The organism is Pseudomonas sp. NFACC25, assembly GCF_900100935.1.
GTDB lineage: Bacteria > Pseudomonadota > Gammaproteobacteria > Pseudomonadales > Pseudomonadaceae > Aquipseudomonas > Aquipseudomonas marginalis.
This window is the reverse complement of sequence record NZ_FMUC01000001.1, coordinates 665,993-682,508: the sequence shown is the minus strand read 5'-3', so window position 1 is coordinate 682,508 and position 16,516 is coordinate 665,993. Positions and strand designations below refer to the sequence as shown.

Sequence of the window (16,516 nt, the reverse complement as noted above, 5' to 3'; positions counted from 1 at the left end):
GGAGTTTCCTGCAGACCTCAGTCGATGCGCTTGGCCGACTTGATCAGGACAGGATCGATTGGCACGTTCTGCATGCCTTGCTTGGTGGTGGTCTGGGAGTTGACGATGATGTCGACCACATCCATGCCCTTGACCACTTTGGCGAACACGGCATAACCGGCATCGCGACCCGGGTCGAGGAAGGCGTTGTCAGCCACGTTGATGAAGAACTGGCTGGTGGCCGAATCCGGGTTCGAGGTGCGGGCCATCGACAGCGTGCCACGCACGTTATGCAGGCCATTGCTGGCTTCGTTCTTGATCGGCGCTTCGGTCGGCTTTTGCGACATCTGCTGGGTGAACCCGCCACCCTGGACCATGAAGCCCGGGATCACGCGGTGGAAGATCGTGTTGGTGTAGAAGCCTTTGTCGACATAGGCGAGGAAATTCTTGGTACTGATCGGCGCCTTGACCGGGTCCAGTTCGATTTCAATGTCGCCGTTGGTGGTGGAGATCAATACGTGTGGCGCCTTGGAAGGCTCGGCGGCCATCAGGTTGGCAGCGAACAGAACGGAACCGGCAAAAAAGGCGATTTTTTTCAGCATGGGTCAGTGATCCTGGGTAGTGGTTTCGACTGTCTCTAGAAAATCGAGCAGGGTGGTATTAAAGACTTCGGGTTGGTCCAAGGGCGTGGCATGGCGGGAATCCTCGATCACCACCAGTCGCGCATCGGGCAGCAGTTTTACATAGTTTTCTTTCTGGGCCACGGGGGTGTAGTCGTGGTCGGCGCTGATGACCAGGGTTGGACAGGTAATCCTCGAAAGTCGTTCCTGTACGCCCCAGCCCACAATCGCATCGAAGCTGGCGAGATAAGCACGTTTGTCGTTTTTTGCCCAGCGTTCGGCCATCTTGCGGCGAAGGTCGGCCTGACCCGGCTTGGGGAAGAGGCGCTCGCCCAGTGCCTTGCCGATGGTGGCGAGGCTGAGCACACGGGCGAGCGTCCAGCGCTTGACCCACCACCCGTACTCCCGGGCACTGCGTACCTTGACCTGCGGCGCGCTGTTGACGATGCACAGGCTCTTGACCCGGCCGGGTTCGTCCACCGCCAGTTGGAAGGCGATCATGCCGCCCATGGACAAGCCCACCACATGGGCGGGCGGCAGGTCCAGGTGCTCGATCAGGGCGACCAGGTCGTAGGTGAACCCTTCGATGCTGTAGCGCTCCCGAGGCTTGTCGGAGCGCCCATGGCCGCGCACATCCACCACGATCAGGCGGTAGTGGCGGGCCAGCGCCGGCACCTGCAGTTCCCAATCCTGGCTGCTGGAGCCCAGGCCGTGGATCAGGATCAGCGGCGTGCCGTGGCCGTATTCCTCATAGTGCAGGCTGCAGCCTTGATGGTCGAACCAGGCCATGCATGAACTCCGTTTCAGGCTTGCTGGGGAGCGGCGAAAGGCGCGTCCAGAGGGGCTGTGTCAAAGGTGCGCAGCAGCTCCACGAGGATCTGCGTTGCCGGCCCCAAGGGTTTGTCCTTGTTTGAATACAGGTAGAACGTGGGGTGGCGGCTGCCGCCCTGTTCCAAGGGTAGCTGCTTGAGCACGCCTTCGGCGAGTTCACGCTCGATCATGTGCCGTGGCAGCCAGGCAAAGCCCAGGCCGCTGCCGACAAAGGCGGCGGCGGTGGCCAGGCTGCCGACGGTCCAGCGTTGTTCAGCGCCAAGCCAGCCCACATCCCGGGGTTGCTGGCGGCCGGAGTCGCGGATCACCACCTGCATCTGGCTTTCCAGGTCCTGGAAGCTCAACTCGCGGTTCATGCGGTGCAAGGCGTGCTCGGGGTGGGCCACGGCGACGAACTCCACGTCGCTCATTTCGGTGCCCAGGTAGCCGGGGATGCTGAAGCCGCAAATCGCCAGGTCGGCCACGCCTTCGATCAACAGCTCTTCGACGCCGGACAGCACCTCTTCCCGCAAACGCACCCGGCAACCACGGCTCTGCGGCATGAACGCGGTGAGTGCGCGTACCAGGCGCGCGTTGGGATAGGCCGCATCGACGACCAGCCGCACTTCGGCTTCCCAGCCCTGTTCCATATGGTGGGCGAGGTCTTCCAGCTGGCTGGCGTTTTTCACCAGTTGCCGGGAGCGGCGCAGCAGCACTTCACCGGCGTCGGTGAGTACCGCCTTGCGCCCGTCGATGCGCAGCAGCGGCACGCCGAGTTGGTCTTGCATACGGGCTACTGTGTAGCTCACCGAGGACTGCGAACGGTGCAGCGCTTCCGCTGCCTGGGCGAAGCCGCCGTGGTCGACGACGGCTTGCAGCGTGCGCCATTGATCGAGGGTAACGCGGGGCGCTTTCAAGATGTGTTCCTCTTGTCCTAAGCTGGCGGTCCCTATTGGAGACTGCCGAATGAGAAAATTCTGTTGTGTGTTGCTGACGCTGCTGCCGATGAGCGCGTTTGCCTACCCCATCGACGTGACGAAAAAGATCGACGGCGTGAGCATCGATTACACCGCCTCCGACGTGGACGGCGATATCAGCTCGATCCAGCTGAATAACTACGGCACCCAGGACGCCGTGTGTTCGGTAACGTTCACCAATGGCCCGGAATCGCCGCGTCGTCGCACGGTTACGGTGCCGGCGGGGAAAAGCACCAACACCACGGTCAAGTTCAACCGCGCCATTATCAAGATGCGTATCGCGTTGGCCTGCGCGCCGAAATAACACAGCAGCGGAGCATGCCCCTCGCGATACTCCGCTTATAAACAAATTTATAGATTGGTTATAGCAGTTTTTTGCGCTTTTTTATCGAATTGGCTCTGTCTAATCTCCACTCCATCGACTTACAGCAATTACAGATGGAGCCTACGAAGCCATGTCCAATGTCCTGATCATCGAAAGCAGCGCCCGCCAGCAGGATTCGGTCTCCCGTCAACTGACCCAGCAGTTCATCAGCCAATGGCAGGCCGCCCACCCGACGGACCGGATCACGGTGCGTGACGTGGCGCTCAACCCGGTTCCGCACCTGGACGCCAACCTGCTCGGCGGCTGGATGAAACCGGCGGATCAGCGCAACGGTAACGAACAGGCTTCCCTCGACCGCTCCAACGAGTTGACCGACGAACTGCTGGCCGCCGACGTGCTGGTGATGGCTGCACCGATGTACAACTTCGCCATCCCCAGCACCCTCAAGGCCTGGCTGGATCACGTGTTGCGGGCGGGTGTGACCTTCAAGTACACCCCCACCGGGCCGCAAGGTTTGTTGACCGGCAAGCGTGCCATTGTGTTGACCGCCCGGGGTGGCATCCACACCGGCGCCAGTTCCGATCACCAGGAACCGTACCTGCGCCAGGTCATGGCCTTTATCGGCATCCACGACGTCACTTTCATTCACGCCGAAGGGGTGAACCTGAGCGGGGACTTCCAGGAAAAGGGCATCAACCACGCCAAGGCCCAGCTGGTACAGCTCGTGGCGTGAGGTGGTTGATCCTTTAATCGTCAGATAATCGCGCGGTGTTTATATCGCTCCACGCAAACCCTTCAAGTACGCGTACGAACCTCCCTTTGCACTTGTTGCTCCTGAGTGCTCCTGCCCGACTGCCGCTTTAGCGAGGTCGGGTTTTTTTTGCCCCGAGTTTCTTCAATCGCCGAAAACCTTTAATGTCCCGCCCATTCGATGCGAGGCGCACATGGGCTATCTACTGGTTGTCACCCTGATTCAGGCATTTTCCTTCAGCTTGATCGGCGAATACCTCGCCGGTCACGTCGACAGCTACTTCGCGGTGCTGGTGCGTGTGGTACTGGCCGGGCTGGTCTTTATCCCGCTGACTCGCTGGCGTTCGGTCGAACCTGCCTTTATGCGCGGCCTGCTGGTGATCGGCGCGCTGCAGTTCGGCGTGACCTATGTGTGCCTGTACCTGAGCTTTCGTGTGCTTACGGTGCCGGAGGTGCTGCTGTTCACCATCCTCACGCCTTTGCACGTGACCCTGATCGAAGATGCGCTCAACCGGCGCTTCAACCCGTGGGCACTGGTTGCTGCCCTGGTGGCAGTGGCGGGGGCGGCGGTGATTCGCTTCGACCAGATCACCCCCCACTTCCTGATGGGCTTCCTGCTGCTGCAACTGGCTAACTTCACCTACGCCGCCGGGCAAGTGATGTACAAGCACCTGGTGGCACGCTACCCGAGTGACCTGCCGCACTACCGGCGCTTCGGTTACTTCTACCTCGGCGCGTTGCTGGTGGTGTTGCCGGCGTTCCTGTTGTTCGGCAAGGCCGATTTCCTGCCGCAAGCGCCGCTGCAATGGGGTGTCTTGCTGTTCCTCGGGCTGGTCAGCACTGCCCTTGGCATTTATTGGTGGAACAAAGGCGCCTGCCTGGTGCATGGCGGAACCCTGGCGGTGATGAACAACCTGCATGTGCCGGTAGGATTGTTGCTGAACCTGCTGATCTGGAACCAGCACGAGCCGCTGGGTCGCCTGGCCTTGGGTGGCCTGGTGATCCTGGGGGCGGTGTGGATAAGTCGATTGGGCGTAAAGCCCGCGCCTGGCGTACAGTCTGCGACGTGATCGGTCGAAGGCGAGCGTGAGCGGCAATGAAAGTCTGCTATCGAAAAGAACGGTGTGGGGGCGGCAGAGTGGACAAGATTGATGAACTGATCATTGCAGCCTTGAAGGATGACTCCCGAGTCAGCCTGGCGCAATTGGCGCGGCAAGTTCACAAGTCTCGAACCGCAGTGGAGTCGCGCGTTCAAAAGCTGATTGAAAAAGGCATCATCCTGGGCTTCACCATCAACGTCGCCGAGGGCGATGAGACCCTGCAAGCGGCGTTCTTGATGCTGACGCTCAATGGCAGCAACTGCCATCTGGTGTTTCCGAAGATCCAGCAGTTCAGCCAGGTGGTGCATGCCTATTCCCTGTTTGGCGACGTGGACATGATGCTCGACGTTCGGTACAGGAGCTTTGAAGAACTGATGGTCTTCAAGGACAGCCTGCTGAAGATCGAGCATGTGAAGGAAGTGGTGGTCAACCCGGTGCTGAAGGCCTGGCGCTAGGCGCCGGCCACCCCTTGATGTGCTGGCTTCAGGCGTGGTCGCGCACGGTTTCAAGAAAATGATGGCTCAGGTTCGGCATTTTCTGGCGCAGGGTGTCCACGAGTTCTTCGATGACCGCCTGGTTGAATTGGAACGATGTGTCGTCGTGCCCCAGGATCACCACCAACAACCTCGACGAGTCTTTTGTCAGCCGGAAGTCATGGGCATCGGCATCCACCTTGCCGATGCTCGCCAACGGCACATCACCGCAGGTATAGACGATATCGCCGACGGGAATGGTGATGGCCTTCTTGGCGAACAGGGGGCGTAGCACCCTCGGTTTTTCCGACCGCATCACGTAGATGTCATCCTTCTGATGATAGGTGTGCACGCCGATGCTGACCCCATGTCGGATCGCGACCGCGTTATAGGCGTCGACGATGTTGTTGATGGGGTACACGCCTTTGGCGATGAAGCGGCGCAGCAGCTTTTCGTTGGCGCTCACGGTATTTTCGTAGCCGAGTTTCTTGAGCTGTTTGGCAAACCCCTCGTATACGACGTTCGAGTCCAGCTCGTTAAGGCGCGAGGCCACGTGGTTCAGGTTACTTTGCAGTACCCCGACGAAGCTCTGGTCATCCGAGACGGTGATGTCTTCGATCACGGCGGCGCACGCATTATTGATGCCCAGCTCACAGGCTGACTTTCTGATGATCAAGCGACTTTTCATAACCTTAGCCCCACAGTTTTTTTCGCAGGTTGGCGGTACTGGTGTCCAGTTGCTGCGCCGAAGGGCTTTGCAGCCAGAACAGCCCTGGACAGGTGGCGAAGTCGATCGTGACCGGCGTGGTATCGCCGGCGCCGATGAAATAACGGTGCCCGCAATAGGCCTCGTCCGCCTGGGCGCTTTGTATGGCCTGGGGTGAGGGCGGAGCGAAGGCATGGCGTTCATCGGAACAGAAGAAACCGATCCGGCCATGGCTGATCTGGCTGACCGCATCGGCCTGGGGGCGTGGGTGGCCGAGGTAGCTGTCGATCGACAGTGACAGCAAGTCGGGGTGATACACCTGCTGGAACAGCAGGGGCGCGATGCCGCCGTGCAAGCGACCGCCGGCCTCGATCATCACCGGCCCGGCCTCAGACCAGATGATTTCCATATGAATCGGCCCGACCCGCACGCCCAGGGCCGCTGCCGCCTGGCGCGCGTAATCGGTCAGCGGTTGCAGTTCTTCAGCCCGCGGGTCGAGGGTGTCGAGGCTTTCGTAGACAAACATGCTGCCGTTCTTCTGGATCTTGGTGTACTTGCAGACGCTGGCAACGACGTAGGTGCCGTCAAAGGCGACCATGTCCACCACGTACTCCGGTCCCGCTATGAACGACTGCACGATAAAACCGAGATTGACTTCGCCCAGGTCGTTTTTCTGCTGCCAGGCCGCGTTTTTCAAGGCGGTCTCCACTTCGCGCTTGCCCTGGGCAAACACCACGCCTTCGGTGGCGGCCGAGTTCAGCGGCTTGACCACATAGGTGGCCGCCTCGTCGAGTTTGCCCAGCACTTCGCCGATACGGCTCGGTGAGCTCAGCAAGTGCGAATCGATGTGGGCCAACTGGTATTTTTTCAGCGCCTGCTGCATGGAGAATTTGTTGCGTCGCAGGTCGCTGGTGATACGGCTGTTGCCCGGGATGTCGAGCAGCTCCGTCAGGTAGTCCGTGAGGTAGATCGCGGTTTCGCAACCGGCGATCACGGCGCTCGGTGACAAGGCTTCCAGGGTAATCAACAGGCTCTCTTCCCAGGCATACACCTCATGGAAGTTCTCTGTGATCAAGTCGTTGGTGAAGTGTTCAGGCAAGGCGCGTGTGGAGATCACGGCGATGCACCGTATGCCCTGTGCGTTGAGCAAGGGCGCGTAGAGTTTGCCCGTGGAGAACGGGTCAACGATGAGTACGGTTTTCACGTCGTGCATTCCTTATTCCGTGGTGGCCGTGGGCGCGGCGGCCGGGGTCAGTTTCCATGCCAGTACGGCGGTGGCCAACAGGCCGGCGGAGACGATCATCAACAGGCGGGCGCCTTCGAGTCCGAGAAATCCCGAGGTGGTGAAGAACGTCAGGATCATCGGTGCCGAGCCACTGACCAGCAGGTAGTAGAGCGAACTCTTGGCCGCGATCACATCGGCTACCCGGGCGTTGGGCGCCGACTCGATCAGGGTTTTACGCAATTGGATCCGCAGGCTGTTGATGCAAAAACCCAGCAGGAAGGCCGCGGCCATCATCACGTAGAGGTTCTGGAAGTAGACGATTGCCACGTCCGCCAGTATCACCAGCGAGATGGCCCCGTAGCTGTTGAGCTTGATGCGCGGCAATACCGCGGCGCTGAAGGCGCCCAGGCCGGCCAGGCCACTGGCGACGCCGAACAGGGTGGCATTCCACTCATTGAGCTTTTGAAAAACGATGGGCACCAGGCTGTTGAACGCGCCGATATGGAACCCGATCATGCTCAACACGATGATCAGGATGTAGAGGTTGCGCGGCAGGTCCAGCGGCCGCGCAGTGGAGGGCCCTGTGGCCTGTTCGGCGGTGTGTTCGTTGGGGTTGTCGGCCACCAGGAGGATGGCCGCGAGCGAGAGGATCGCCGCCAGGCTGATGATCTGCAGTGTCTGGTTGACCGAGAACACATCCACGATCAACCCGCCCAGCAGCGCACCGCCGAAGGCACCGATCTGGATGGAGGTTTGCATCAACCGCGCGCAGGTATCGCTGTCGGTGAGGCCGGCCAGCACCAGCTTGGTATTTTTCGATTCCAGGGTGCTGATGGTGAAGTAGTCGGTGACGCCCACCACGAACGCGATGGCCAGGAAGCCGATGGGCAGCAAGGCGGCCTGGGTAAACGACAGCCCCAGTACTGCGGCGAAGGCCGCCAGGCGAATGTACAGCAGCCGTTTCAGGCTGAGTTCAATGGTAAAGAACTTGCCGATGTACTGTTCGCACAAATAGGGCACCACGGTGGCCACGCACAAGGTGGCGCCGACCAGGAATGTCGAACCGGTAGTCTCCAGGCCGAACCAGACCATCGCGATGACAATCGCCATGTCGAGGCCGGTGAAGAGGGTCACGATTGAATAGAACGCGGTCAATGTCGATTTAGTATTCATGGGCTTCATCAGTCGTAACGGGAGATTTTAAGCAGCGGCACACAGCGCTCGGTGTCGCCGACGACGGTGCTGATCTGGTTCATGACGCGCACGGTGGGCAGCGCCTTTTTTTCCAGGTTGCAGACCTTGTAGGCGTTGTCGTGCCAGGGACAGATCACGCTTTGGCCGTCGCCTGTCACTTCGCCCATGTGCAGCGGGCCGCCACGGTGGGGGCATGCGGTGGGCAGCAATTGCGTCGAATAGGCGTGACGCTTGAGAAAGTAGGTTCTTTCCCCCACGGCCACAAAGTTGGCGTGGTCGAGATTCAGGCTGATGGCTTTCATTGGATTGCCTACTCAGATGGCGGTGACGGTGTACGTGCAGGACGGGCTGGTGATGCGGGTGCCGTGCAGCATTCCCTTGGGAATCACCACGCCTTCGCCGGCCTTGAGGCGCACCGTCAGTTCGGGGCTGGCGACAAACTCCAGCTCGCCTGATTCGACCCAGAACAGTTCGTCATTCGGGTGGGTATGCAGCACCGACAGCTCGTGTTCGGTCTCGGTAATCCTCAGGTCCACGGGTTTGTGGCCCTGGAGCGCCGCTGCCTGTGCGCGATGCTCATCGAACGCGTCATGCCAGTTGATATGGGCATACAACTCTTCGTCGGCGATGTCCTGAAGCAGCCTGAACTCTTCAAAGCCGCGAATAAGGTCGGGGATGATCTGGGTGCCGAACTGCTTGATCATGGGAATGATCAGGCGCTGGAGGGCCATTCTTCCGTGGTGTACATCGATGTGGGCATGCTCATCGAAATAGTCCGTGGAGACGCTGCCGTTGAAGATGGTCTTGATCGCGCGTGACTGGTGCTTGGTGGTCAGCGCCAACGTGGCTTCGGTGTAGTACATGGCGCCGATATAGCGGAACAGCTCGCCATGGTTGGCCGATACATAGTGGAAGTAGTTGGTGAGCGACAGCGACGCCGGCGTATAGAACTGCCAGTAGTGGTGCACGTGATGGGACATGCCCATGTCCTGGAGCATGTCTTCAAAAATGGTGCTGTGCTTCTTTTTGTCGACGCCGTAGCCGTACTCGTCGATCAGGATCTTGAACAATTCGCTGGTGTACACACCGCTGTTACCCAGTACGTTGCGGGCCATGGCCGATGCTTCACTGAGGAAGTCTCCCGCACACTGCGTCATGAAAAACCTGGCGGCTCGCTCGGGGTGGCGGCTGGTGGTCAGTACTTCATGGAGTTTGGACTCGGATCGGGCGACGTCATCCAATACTTTATCGGTGTGGGCGATAAAAGAGTCCAGGCACCAAGGGCCATTGATATGTACTTCTTCCTTGAGCCAGTTGTACAAGTAGTGTTCCAGCAACGGGCGGATCTTTTTGCCACTGGCCGCGTGCTGGGGATCATAGAAACGCTTGAACGCCTTGAAGTCCAGTTCCAATGGCGGCTTGGGCAAGAAGACCAGGTCTTGTTCGTAGATATTCAATAACAACCGCTGTGCCAATAGATGCTGGCTGTTTGAAAGCTGGTCGCTGGTCAGGCAGGTGGTGATGATTGAATCGGTGACGTCCTGCGGCCGCGAAGGGCGCTGGTAGGGGTTTTGGGTATAAAAATCGTGGGGTTGAGCAAAGGCGCCAGCACCACAATAGTGGGTCAATGCTTCGGCATTCGAACTTAATACAAAGTCTGCTGCATTATCGGAAAGCTGAGTTGTCCATAACATGAGGGAGGCCTTTTGCTGGCGTTGTTTGATGGCCAGATGCTAAGGCGTGGATTTTTTTTAAAACAGATTAGAAATAGTGCGCGCAAGTAGTGAAATTCACTAAAGGCGTAGGAGAAATTTTCTTTATGGGGTGGGCCCGTTGAATAATCGGCAGCAGCGGCTATACATAGATGCTGGCTTTTATCGGTCGTGTTTAGATAAATACGGTTGCGCCCATCGTCCTATATAGCGACGAGGCGCTTCCCAGCCCCTCGTCGATATCGTTGTCACTACTCCGGGGTTTCCAAGGTTCGGGCAGTGCCTGCCAGGGCCAGTATCCCGGTGCGCAAGTCGGTGCCACTGGGTTGCTGGTACAGGTTCAATCCGAACTCCGGCAACACGGCCAGCAGGTAGTCGAAAATATCCCCCTGGATCCGCTCGTAATCGGCCCACGCGGTGGTGCGGGTAAAGCAGTAGATCTCCAGCGGCACGCCCTCGGCGGTGGTTTGCATCTGGCGCACCATGCAGGTCATGTTCGGCTGGATGTCCGGATGGCTTTTGAGGTAGGCCAGGGCATACGCGCGGAAGGTGCCGAGGTTGGTCATGCGCCGGCGGTTGGCCGACAGTTGCGCGCTGTGGCCCTGGGCTTCGTTCCAGGCCTTGAGTTCGGCCTGCTTGCGCCCGATGTAGTCGGTGAGCAGATGCACCTGGGTCATGCGTACTTCTTCATCGTCACGCAAAAAGCGCACGCCGCTGGCATCGATAAACAGGCTGCGCTTGATGCGTCGCCCACCCGAGGCCTGCATGCCGCGCCAGTTCTTGAACGATTCGGACATCAGGCGCCAGGTCGGGATGGAGACGATGGTCTTGTCGAAGTTCTGCACCTTGACCGTGTGCAGGGTGATGTCCACCACATCGCCGTCGGCGCCGACCTGGGGCATTTCGATCCAGTCGCCGACGCGCAGCATGTCGTTGCTGGTCAATTGCACGCTGGCGACGAACGACAACAGCGTGTCCTTGTAGACCAACAGGATCACCGCCGACATCGCACCCAGGCCCGACAGCAGTAACAGTGGCGAACGGTCAATCAGGGTCGCGACGATGATGATCGCGCCAAACACGTACAGCACCATCTTCGCCAACTGCACGTAGCCCTTGATCGAGCGGGTACGCGCGTGTTCGGTGCGCGCATAGATGTCCAGCAGGGCGTTGAGCAGGGCGCTCATGGCCAGCATCAGGAACAGGATGGTCAGGGCCAGGGCCACGTTGCCGATAAACAGGATGGCGGTCTTGCTCAGGTCCGGCACCAGGTACAGGCCGAACTGGATCACCAGCGAAGGCGTCATCTGCGCCAGGCGGTGGAAGACTTTGTTGTGCCGCAGGTCGTTGAGCCAGTGCAGCGCCGGTTGCCGTCCGAGCAATTTGACGGCGTGCAGGATGAGGTAACGGGCCACCCGTCCGAGCAGCAGGGCCACCACCAGCAACACCAGGAAACCGAGGCTGGCATGCAGCAGCGGGTGTTCGTCGAGGGTGCCCCAGAGGTCTTGGACGTTGAGCCAGAGCTGTTTGATATCCATGGATGAAACCGATTCTTCTGTAAGACAAGACGGCGCGATTAGAGCATTTAAGTGCAACAAAGTTGATGCCGTGGACAAATGCTCTGACAAAAAAGCAACTGATTAGCGCCGTTCGCGTAAAGACACTCGGTTTGGACGCCCGAAACCGGTACCCTATGCAGCTGATTTTTTGTATTTCTTCGAGGTAGCACCCGTGTTTTCCCAATTCGCCCTGCACGAACGCCTGCTCAAAGCCGTGGCCGAGCTTAAATTTGTCGAGCCTACGCCTGTGCAGGCAGCGGCCATCCCGCTCGCGCTCGAAGGGCGTGACCTGCGGGTGACGGCTCAAACCGGGAGTGGCAAGACCGCCGCTTTCGTGCTGCCGATTCTTAACCGCCTGATCGGCCCGGCCAAGGTCCGCGTCAGCATCAAGACCCTGATCCTGCTGCCGACCCGCGAGCTGGCCCAGCAGACCTTGAAGGAAGTCGAGCGCTTCTCGCAGTTCACCTTCATCAAGTCCGGCCTGATCACCGGTGGCGAAGACTTCAAGGTCCAGGCCGCCATGCTGCGCAAGGTGCCGGACATCCTGATCGGCACGCCGGGCCGCATGATCGAGCAACTCAATGCGGGCAACCTTGACCTCAAGGAAGTCGAGGTGCTGGTGCTCGACGAAGCCGACCGCATGCTCGACATGGGCTTTGCCGACGACGTGCAGCGCCTGGTGGCTGAATGCGTGAACCGCCAGCAGACCATGCTGTTCTCCGCCACCACCGGTGGTTCGACCCTGCGCGAGATGGTCGCCAAGGTCCTGAACAACCCTGAGCACCTGCAGGTCAACAACGTCAGCGACCTGAACGCCACCACGCGCCAGCAGATCGTCACCGCTGACCACAACGTGCACAAGGAACAGATCCTCAACTGGTTGCTGGCCAACGAGACCTATCAGAAGGCCATCGTGTTCACCAACACCCGCGCTGCCGCCGACCGCATCTACGGCCGCCTGGTGGCCCAGGACTACAAGGCGTTTGTGCTGCACGGCGAGAAAGACCAGAAGGACCGCAAACTGGCGATCGACCGCCTCAAGGCCGGCGGCGTGAAGATCCTGGTCGCCACCGACGTCGCCGCGCGCGGCCTGGACGTGGACGGCCTGGACATGGTCATCAACTTCGACATGCCCCGCAGCGGCGACGAATACGTGCACCGTATCGGCCGTACCGGGCGTGCGGGCAACGATGGCCTGGCGATCTCGCTGATCTGCCACGGCGACTGGAACCTGATGTCGAGCATCGAGCGCTACCTCAAGCAGTCGTTCGAGCGCCGCACCATCAAGGAAGTCAAAGGCACCTACACCGGGCCGAAGAAGGTCAAGGCGTCGGGCAAGGCCGTTGGCGTGAAGAAGAAAAAAACCGACGCCAAGGGCGAGAAGAAAAAGGCCGGTGCCAAGTCGCCGACCAAGCGCAAGATCGCCAACCGGCCGAAGACCGACAACCTGTCGCTCGTCAGCAAGGATGGCATGGCGCCGCTCAAGCGTCGCAAGCCAGAAGCACCCGCTGCCGAGTAAGGCGTGGGGGATGTGAAAAAACCGGACGTTGTCCGGTTTTTTTTAACCTCAGTTGTTCGCCTTGGCCGCCGCTTCTTTCAATTCCTTGAGCCGGGCGTCGATCAACTGGCACTTGTCGGGGAACTCCGCGCTTTCAGTATCCAGGTCCATCTTCTGCAGCTCGTCGTTCATCTCCTTGGCCTTGGTCGGGTTCTGCTCGGTGAGTTTGGCCACTTCCTGGGCCAGTTGCTCGCGCTTGGCCGTGGCCTCCTCCGGCGTGCAGGCCCAGGCAGGCAGGGCGGTGAGCAACGTGGCGGCGATGGCCAGGTTCATCAGGGTTTTCATGGTCGGACCTCCTTGGCGGTGATGCTCAGTTGAGGGGGCGAACGTCTGGAAAGTTCAGAGAAATGACGCCCGTCGGTTGGTATGAACGGCCACAGACCCACAGGGTCACTCCTACAGACGGTCTACTTTCCTTAGGCCTGCAGGAGGAATCAGGATGACGACTTACAACTGGGATCTGATCGAACGTCTGCTGCATGAAGTGCAGAACGGCGAGGGCAGCTTTGCCCCACGCAAATACGCCGAGCAGGAAGCGGCCGAGAAGGCCATTGCGGGCGAGTCCACCGGTAACCTGGATGCGCTTAAAAAGACCGCCGCGGACTATGAAGCGCTGTTGTTCAAGCGTGGGTTTATCGAGTCGCGGCCTGAGGAAGAAGGCGGTAACGGAGAGAATTTCATTCTGACCGCCCTGGGCGCGCAGCTGTTGGCGCTGATCGACAGCTCCATCCCGGGCAACGATCACCCGCGCCAGGTGCTGGATGAGCAGGCCGATGCGTTGGATCCGGCGACCTTCGCTGAGGTGGCGTCCAAGGCACAGATTGCCTGACCCCTCCATGCCCCGGCACCCAGGCGGTGCCGGGCACGCCGAAACTGTCGGATCGGTAATCTGCCGCTAAGGTTGCTGACAGCCGGCGACCCCTAATCTGCTGCCATTCAACTGACGGACTTGAATCGGCATGTACTCTACTACCTCCAGACGAACCTTCGTCAAAGGCCTGGCCGCCGGCGGCCTGCTGGGCGGGCTCGGGCTATGGCGCACGCCGGTATGGGCGCTGACAAGTGCGGGCGAGCCCACGGTGCTGGCGGGCAGCGAATTCGCTCTGTTTATCGAGCAGACGCCGGTCAATCTCACGGGTCAACAGCGCACCGCGTTGACCATCAATGGCAGCCTGCCCGGCCCGTTGCTGCGCTGGCGTGAGGGCGACACCGTGACCCTGCGCGTGCACAACCGCCTCAGCGAGCCGACGTCGATCCACTGGCACGGCATCTTGTTGCCGTCGACCATGGACGGCGTGCCCGGCCTGAGTTTCAAGGGCATCGAGGCGGGTGGCGTGTTTGTCTATCAGTTCAAGGTCAGACAGCACGGCACTTACTGGTACCACAGCCACTCCGGGTTCCAGCAGCAGCAGGGGGTGTACGGCCCGCTGGTCATCGAGCCGTTGGAGCCCGAGCCCTTCACCTGCCAGCGCGACTACGTGGTGATGCTCTCGGACTGGACCGACGAAGACCCCGTCGCCCTGATGAAGACCCTCAAGAAGCAGTCCGATTACTACAACCTGCATAAGCCCACCGTGGGCGATTTCGCACGGGATGTGGGCAAGCAGGGCTGGTCGGCCACCGTCAGCGACCGGCTGATGTGGGCGCAGATGAAGATGAACCCTACCGACCTCGCGGACGTCAGCGGCCAGACCTACACCTACCTGCTCAACGGCCAGCCCCCCGGCCTCAACTGGACCGGGGTGTTTGAAGCCGGGGAGAAAATACGCCTGCGCTTTATCAACGGTTCGGCGATGACCTATTTCGATGTGCGCATCCCGGGGCTGAAGATGACCGTCATCGCCGCCGATGGCCAGCCGGTCAAGCCGGTCAGCGTCGATGAGTTCCGCATTGCGGTCGCCGAAACCTTCGATGTGCTGGTGGAGCCCACGGCAGCGGCCTACACGCTGTTTGCCCAGTCCATGGACCGCACGGGTTATGCCCGTGGCACGCTTGCCCGCCAGGCGGGGGCGACGGCCCCCGTACCGGCACTTGAGCCGCGCCCCTGGCTCACCATGGACGACATGGGCATGGGTGGGATGGATCACGGCGCCATGGCGGACATGCCGGATATGGCGGGCATGGATCACAGTGGGATGGGCGCGATGTCGATGCAGAGCCACCCGGCCAGCGAGCAGAACAACCCTTTGGTGGACATGCAGGCGATGAGCCCGGTGCCCAAGCTCGACGATCCCGGTATCGGCCTGCGCAACAACGGCCGGCGAGTGCTGACCTACGCCGACCTGCACAGCACCTTTGAGGACCCCGATGGCCGCGACCCCGCGCGCACCCTTGAATTGCACCTCACCGGGCATATGGAGAAGTTCGCCTGGTCATTCAATGGCGTGAAGTTCTCCGATGCCGAGCCCTTGCAACTGACCTATGGCGAGCGCGTCCGGCTGGTGCTGGTCAACGACACGATGATGAGCCACCCGATTCACCTGCACGGCCTGTGGAGCGACCTGGAGGATGAAAACGGCCAGTTCCAGGTCCGCAAACACACCATCGACATGCCGCCGGGCTCGCGCCGCAGTTACCGGGTGACCGCCGATGCCCTGGGCCGTTGGGCCTATCACTGCCACCTGCTGTACCACATGGAAATGGGCATGTTCCGTGAAGTGCGCGTGCATGAATGAGGACGCGAGCATGAATCGTCGAGTTTTATCGGTGTGTATCGCGCTGGCCGGGTGGGCATTCGGCTCGCCGGTGCAGGCCGAGGAGTTTCAAGGCATGAGCCCGGCGGTTCCGGCGCTGACCGAAAGCCGTACGCCGATCCCGCTGCTCACCGACGCGGATCGCGCCGCCGTGTACAACGCGCCGGGCGGGCATGTGGTGCATGACAGCGGCATCAACTCAATGCTGCTGGTCAACCAGCTGGAATGGCAAGGCGGCGGTGGCGGTGGTGCGCTGAACTGGGACATCAAGGGTTGGGTCGGTGGTGACATCGACCGCCTGTGGCTGCGCAGCGAAGGCGAGCGCAGCGCCGGTCGCACTGACAGCGCCGAAGCCCAGGCGTTGTGGGGGCACGCCATCAGCCCTTGGTGGGACCTGGTTGGCGGCGTGCGCCAGGACTTCAAGCCCGGGGACAGCCAGACCTGGGCGGCGTTCGGCCTGCAGGGCATGGCGCTCTACAACTTCGAGGCCGAGGCGACGCTGTTTGTGGGCGAGTCGGGCCACACCGCGGCACGCCTGGAAGGTGACTACGACATCCTGCTGACCAATCGCCTGATCCTTCAGCCGACGGCCGAACTCAATTTTTATGCGCAGAACGATCCGCAACGCCGGGTGGGCGCAGGCCTTTCGGAAAGCGAGCTGGGCCTGCGCTTGCGCTACGAGGTGCGCCGGGAGTTGGCGCCTTACGTGGGGGTGAGTTGGAACCGCAGCTATGGGCGGACGGCGCAGTACGCTCGCGATGAAGACGAAGACATCAGCCAGCTGCGCTGGGTGGTCGGTGTGCGCCTTTGGTTTTAACCGGTTTCTTATTCCTAT

At 60.5% G+C, this 16,516-nt stretch carries 18 protein-coding genes; 8 read left to right on the top strand and 10 right to left on the bottom strand.

Annotated features, from left to right (window positions below; genetic code table 11):
• Positions 1–17 precede the first annotated feature (17 nt).
• Genes BLQ09_RS03285 through BLQ09_RS03275 form a run of 3 tightly spaced genes read right to left on the bottom strand, consistent with a single transcriptional unit; the run spans position 18 to position 2,326 of the window.
• Entirely contained in the window at positions 18–581 is a 564-nt protein-coding gene (locus BLQ09_RS03285) for a peptidylprolyl isomerase (RefSeq protein ID WP_027603757.1), read from the bottom strand.
• A gap of 3 nt (positions 582–584) precedes the next feature.
• Positions 585–1,388, bottom strand: a complete 804-nt coding sequence (locus tag BLQ09_RS03280) for an alpha/beta fold hydrolase (protein ID WP_092355299.1) — start codon at positions 1,386–1,388, stop codon at positions 585–587.
• 14 nt (positions 1,389–1,402) lie between these two features.
• Complete coding sequence (locus tag BLQ09_RS03275; protein WP_027603759.1) at positions 1,403–2,326, bottom strand: PA3225 family LysR-type transcriptional regulator; 924 nt, start codon at positions 2,324–2,326, stop codon at positions 1,403–1,405.
• 49 nt (positions 2,327–2,375) lie between these two features.
• Here BLQ09_RS03275 and BLQ09_RS03270 point away from each other — a divergent pair, with 49 nt between their 5' ends.
• From BLQ09_RS03270 to BLQ09_RS03255, 4 genes are all read left to right on the top strand, one after another.
• Entirely contained in the window at positions 2,376–2,690 is a 315-nt protein-coding gene (locus BLQ09_RS03270; protein ID WP_027603760.1) for a hypothetical protein, read from the top strand.
• A gap of 151 nt (positions 2,691–2,841) precedes the next feature.
• Positions 2,842–3,444: an FMN-dependent NADH-azoreductase gene (locus BLQ09_RS03265; RefSeq protein ID WP_092355296.1), complete on the top strand. Its 603-nt coding sequence runs from the start codon at positions 2,842–2,844 to the stop codon at positions 3,442–3,444.
• Between the two features lie 211 nt (positions 3,445–3,655).
• Complete coding sequence (locus tag BLQ09_RS03260; protein ID WP_027603762.1) at positions 3,656–4,531, top strand: carboxylate/amino acid/amine transporter; 876 nt, start codon at positions 3,656–3,658, stop codon at positions 4,529–4,531.
• Between the two features lie 68 nt (positions 4,532–4,599).
• Entirely contained in the window at positions 4,600–5,016 is a 417-nt protein-coding gene (locus BLQ09_RS03255) for an Lrp/AsnC family transcriptional regulator (protein WP_027603763.1), read from the top strand.
• A 28-nt stretch (positions 5,017–5,044) separates the two neighbouring features.
• On the opposite strand, the gene BLQ09_RS03250 is transcribed toward BLQ09_RS03255, so the two are convergent.
• From BLQ09_RS03250 to BLQ09_RS03225, 6 genes are all read right to left on the bottom strand, one after another.
• Positions 5,045–5,722, bottom strand: a complete 678-nt coding sequence (locus BLQ09_RS03250; RefSeq protein WP_027603764.1) for a phenylalanine--tRNA ligase beta subunit-related protein — start codon at positions 5,720–5,722, stop codon at positions 5,045–5,047.
• Between the two features lie 4 nt (positions 5,723–5,726).
• Entirely contained in the window at positions 5,727–6,944 is a 1,218-nt protein-coding gene (locus tag BLQ09_RS03245) for an ATP-grasp domain-containing protein (protein WP_092355481.1), read from the bottom strand.
• A 12-nt stretch (positions 6,945–6,956) separates the two neighbouring features.
• Complete coding sequence (locus BLQ09_RS03240; RefSeq protein WP_027603766.1) at positions 6,957–8,138, bottom strand: MFS transporter; 1,182 nt, start codon at positions 8,136–8,138, stop codon at positions 6,957–6,959.
• A gap of 8 nt (positions 8,139–8,146) precedes the next feature.
• The gene (locus BLQ09_RS03235; protein ID WP_027603767.1) at positions 8,147–8,461 is read right to left on the bottom strand and encodes a Rieske 2Fe-2S domain-containing protein; all 315 of its coding nucleotides are present in this window, start codon (positions 8,459–8,461) and stop codon (positions 8,147–8,149) included.
• Positions 8,462–8,473: 12 nt separating this feature from the next.
• Positions 8,474–9,853: an iron-containing redox enzyme family protein gene (locus tag BLQ09_RS03230; protein WP_051429301.1), complete on the bottom strand. Its 1,380-nt coding sequence runs from the start codon at positions 9,851–9,853 to the stop codon at positions 8,474–8,476.
• Between the two features lie 269 nt (positions 9,854–10,122).
• Positions 10,123–11,409 (bottom strand): mechanosensitive ion channel family protein, encoded by a 1,287-nt coding sequence (locus tag BLQ09_RS03225; protein ID WP_092355293.1) that lies wholly within the window; start codon positions 11,407–11,409, stop codon positions 10,123–10,125.
• A gap of 193 nt (positions 11,410–11,602) precedes the next feature.
• Between BLQ09_RS03225 and BLQ09_RS03220 the strand changes: the two genes are divergently transcribed.
• Positions 11,603–12,949 (top strand): DEAD/DEAH box helicase, encoded by a 1,347-nt coding sequence (locus BLQ09_RS03220; RefSeq protein WP_027603770.1) that lies wholly within the window; start codon positions 11,603–11,605, stop codon positions 12,947–12,949.
• Positions 12,950–12,997: 48 nt separating this feature from the next.
• Here BLQ09_RS03220 and BLQ09_RS03215 read toward each other — a convergent pair whose 3' ends face one another.
• Positions 12,998–13,273: a hypothetical protein gene (locus BLQ09_RS03215; RefSeq protein ID WP_027603771.1), complete on the bottom strand. Its 276-nt coding sequence runs from the start codon at positions 13,271–13,273 to the stop codon at positions 12,998–13,000.
• 154 nt (positions 13,274–13,427) lie between these two features.
• On the opposite strand from BLQ09_RS03215, the gene BLQ09_RS03210 reads away from it, so the two are divergent.
• From BLQ09_RS03210 to BLQ09_RS03200, 3 genes are all read left to right on the top strand, one after another.
• Positions 13,428–13,817 (top strand): transcriptional regulator, encoded by a 390-nt coding sequence (locus tag BLQ09_RS03210; protein WP_092355290.1) that lies wholly within the window; start codon positions 13,428–13,430, stop codon positions 13,815–13,817.
• A gap of 130 nt (positions 13,818–13,947) precedes the next feature.
• On the top strand, positions 13,948–15,663 hold the full coding sequence (locus BLQ09_RS03205; protein ID WP_092355287.1) for a copper resistance system multicopper oxidase: 1,716 nt from the start codon (positions 13,948–13,950) through the stop codon (positions 15,661–15,663).
• A gap of 10 nt (positions 15,664–15,673) precedes the next feature.
• Positions 15,674–16,498 carry a copper resistance protein B gene (locus BLQ09_RS03200; RefSeq protein ID WP_092355284.1) on the top strand — a complete coding sequence of 275 codons (825 nt, stop codon included), beginning with the start codon at positions 15,674–15,676 and terminating at the stop codon, positions 16,496–16,498.
• The last annotated feature ends 18 nt before the right edge of the window (positions 16,499–16,516 follow it).

Bases quoted from the DNA above. Each gene is read 5' to 3' on its own strand.
- BLQ09_RS03285 (WP_027603757.1), bottom strand. From the start codon at position 581: ATGCTGAAAAAAATCGCCTTTTTTGCCGGTTCCGTTCTGTTCGCTGCC.
- BLQ09_RS03280 (WP_092355299.1), bottom strand. From the start codon at position 1,388: ATGGCCTGGTTCGACCATCAAGGCTGCAGCCTGCACTATGAGGAATAC.
- BLQ09_RS03270 (WP_027603760.1), top strand. From the start codon at position 2,376: ATGAGAAAATTCTGTTGTGTGTTGCTGACGCTGCTGCCGATGAGCGCG.
- BLQ09_RS03265 (WP_092355296.1), top strand. From the start codon at position 2,842: ATGTCCAATGTCCTGATCATCGAAAGCAGCGCCCGCCAGCAGGATTCG.
- BLQ09_RS03260 (WP_027603762.1), top strand. From the start codon at position 3,656: ATGGGCTATCTACTGGTTGTCACCCTGATTCAGGCATTTTCCTTCAGC.
- BLQ09_RS03250 (WP_027603764.1), bottom strand. From the start codon at position 5,722: ATGAAAAGTCGCTTGATCATCAGAAAGTCAGCCTGTGAGCTGGGCATC.
- BLQ09_RS03240 (WP_027603766.1), bottom strand. From the start codon at position 8,138: ATGAATACTAAATCGACATTGACCGCGTTCTATTCAATCGTGACCCTC.
- BLQ09_RS03235 (WP_027603767.1), bottom strand. From the start codon at position 8,461: ATGAAAGCCATCAGCCTGAATCTCGACCACGCCAACTTTGTGGCCGTG.
- BLQ09_RS03230 (WP_051429301.1), bottom strand. From the start codon at position 9,853: ATGTTATGGACAACTCAGCTTTCCGATAATGCAGCAGACTTTGTATTA.
- BLQ09_RS03225 (WP_092355293.1), bottom strand. From the start codon at position 11,409: ATGGATATCAAACAGCTCTGGCTCAACGTCCAAGACCTCTGGGGCACC.
- BLQ09_RS03215 (WP_027603771.1), bottom strand. From the start codon at position 13,273: ATGAAAACCCTGATGAACCTGGCCATCGCCGCCACGTTGCTCACCGCC.
- BLQ09_RS03210 (WP_092355290.1), top strand. From the start codon at position 13,428: ATGACGACTTACAACTGGGATCTGATCGAACGTCTGCTGCATGAAGTG.
- BLQ09_RS03205 (WP_092355287.1), top strand. From the start codon at position 13,948: ATGTACTCTACTACCTCCAGACGAACCTTCGTCAAAGGCCTGGCCGCC.
- BLQ09_RS03200 (WP_092355284.1), top strand. From the start codon at position 15,674: ATGAATCGTCGAGTTTTATCGGTGTGTATCGCGCTGGCCGGGTGGGCA.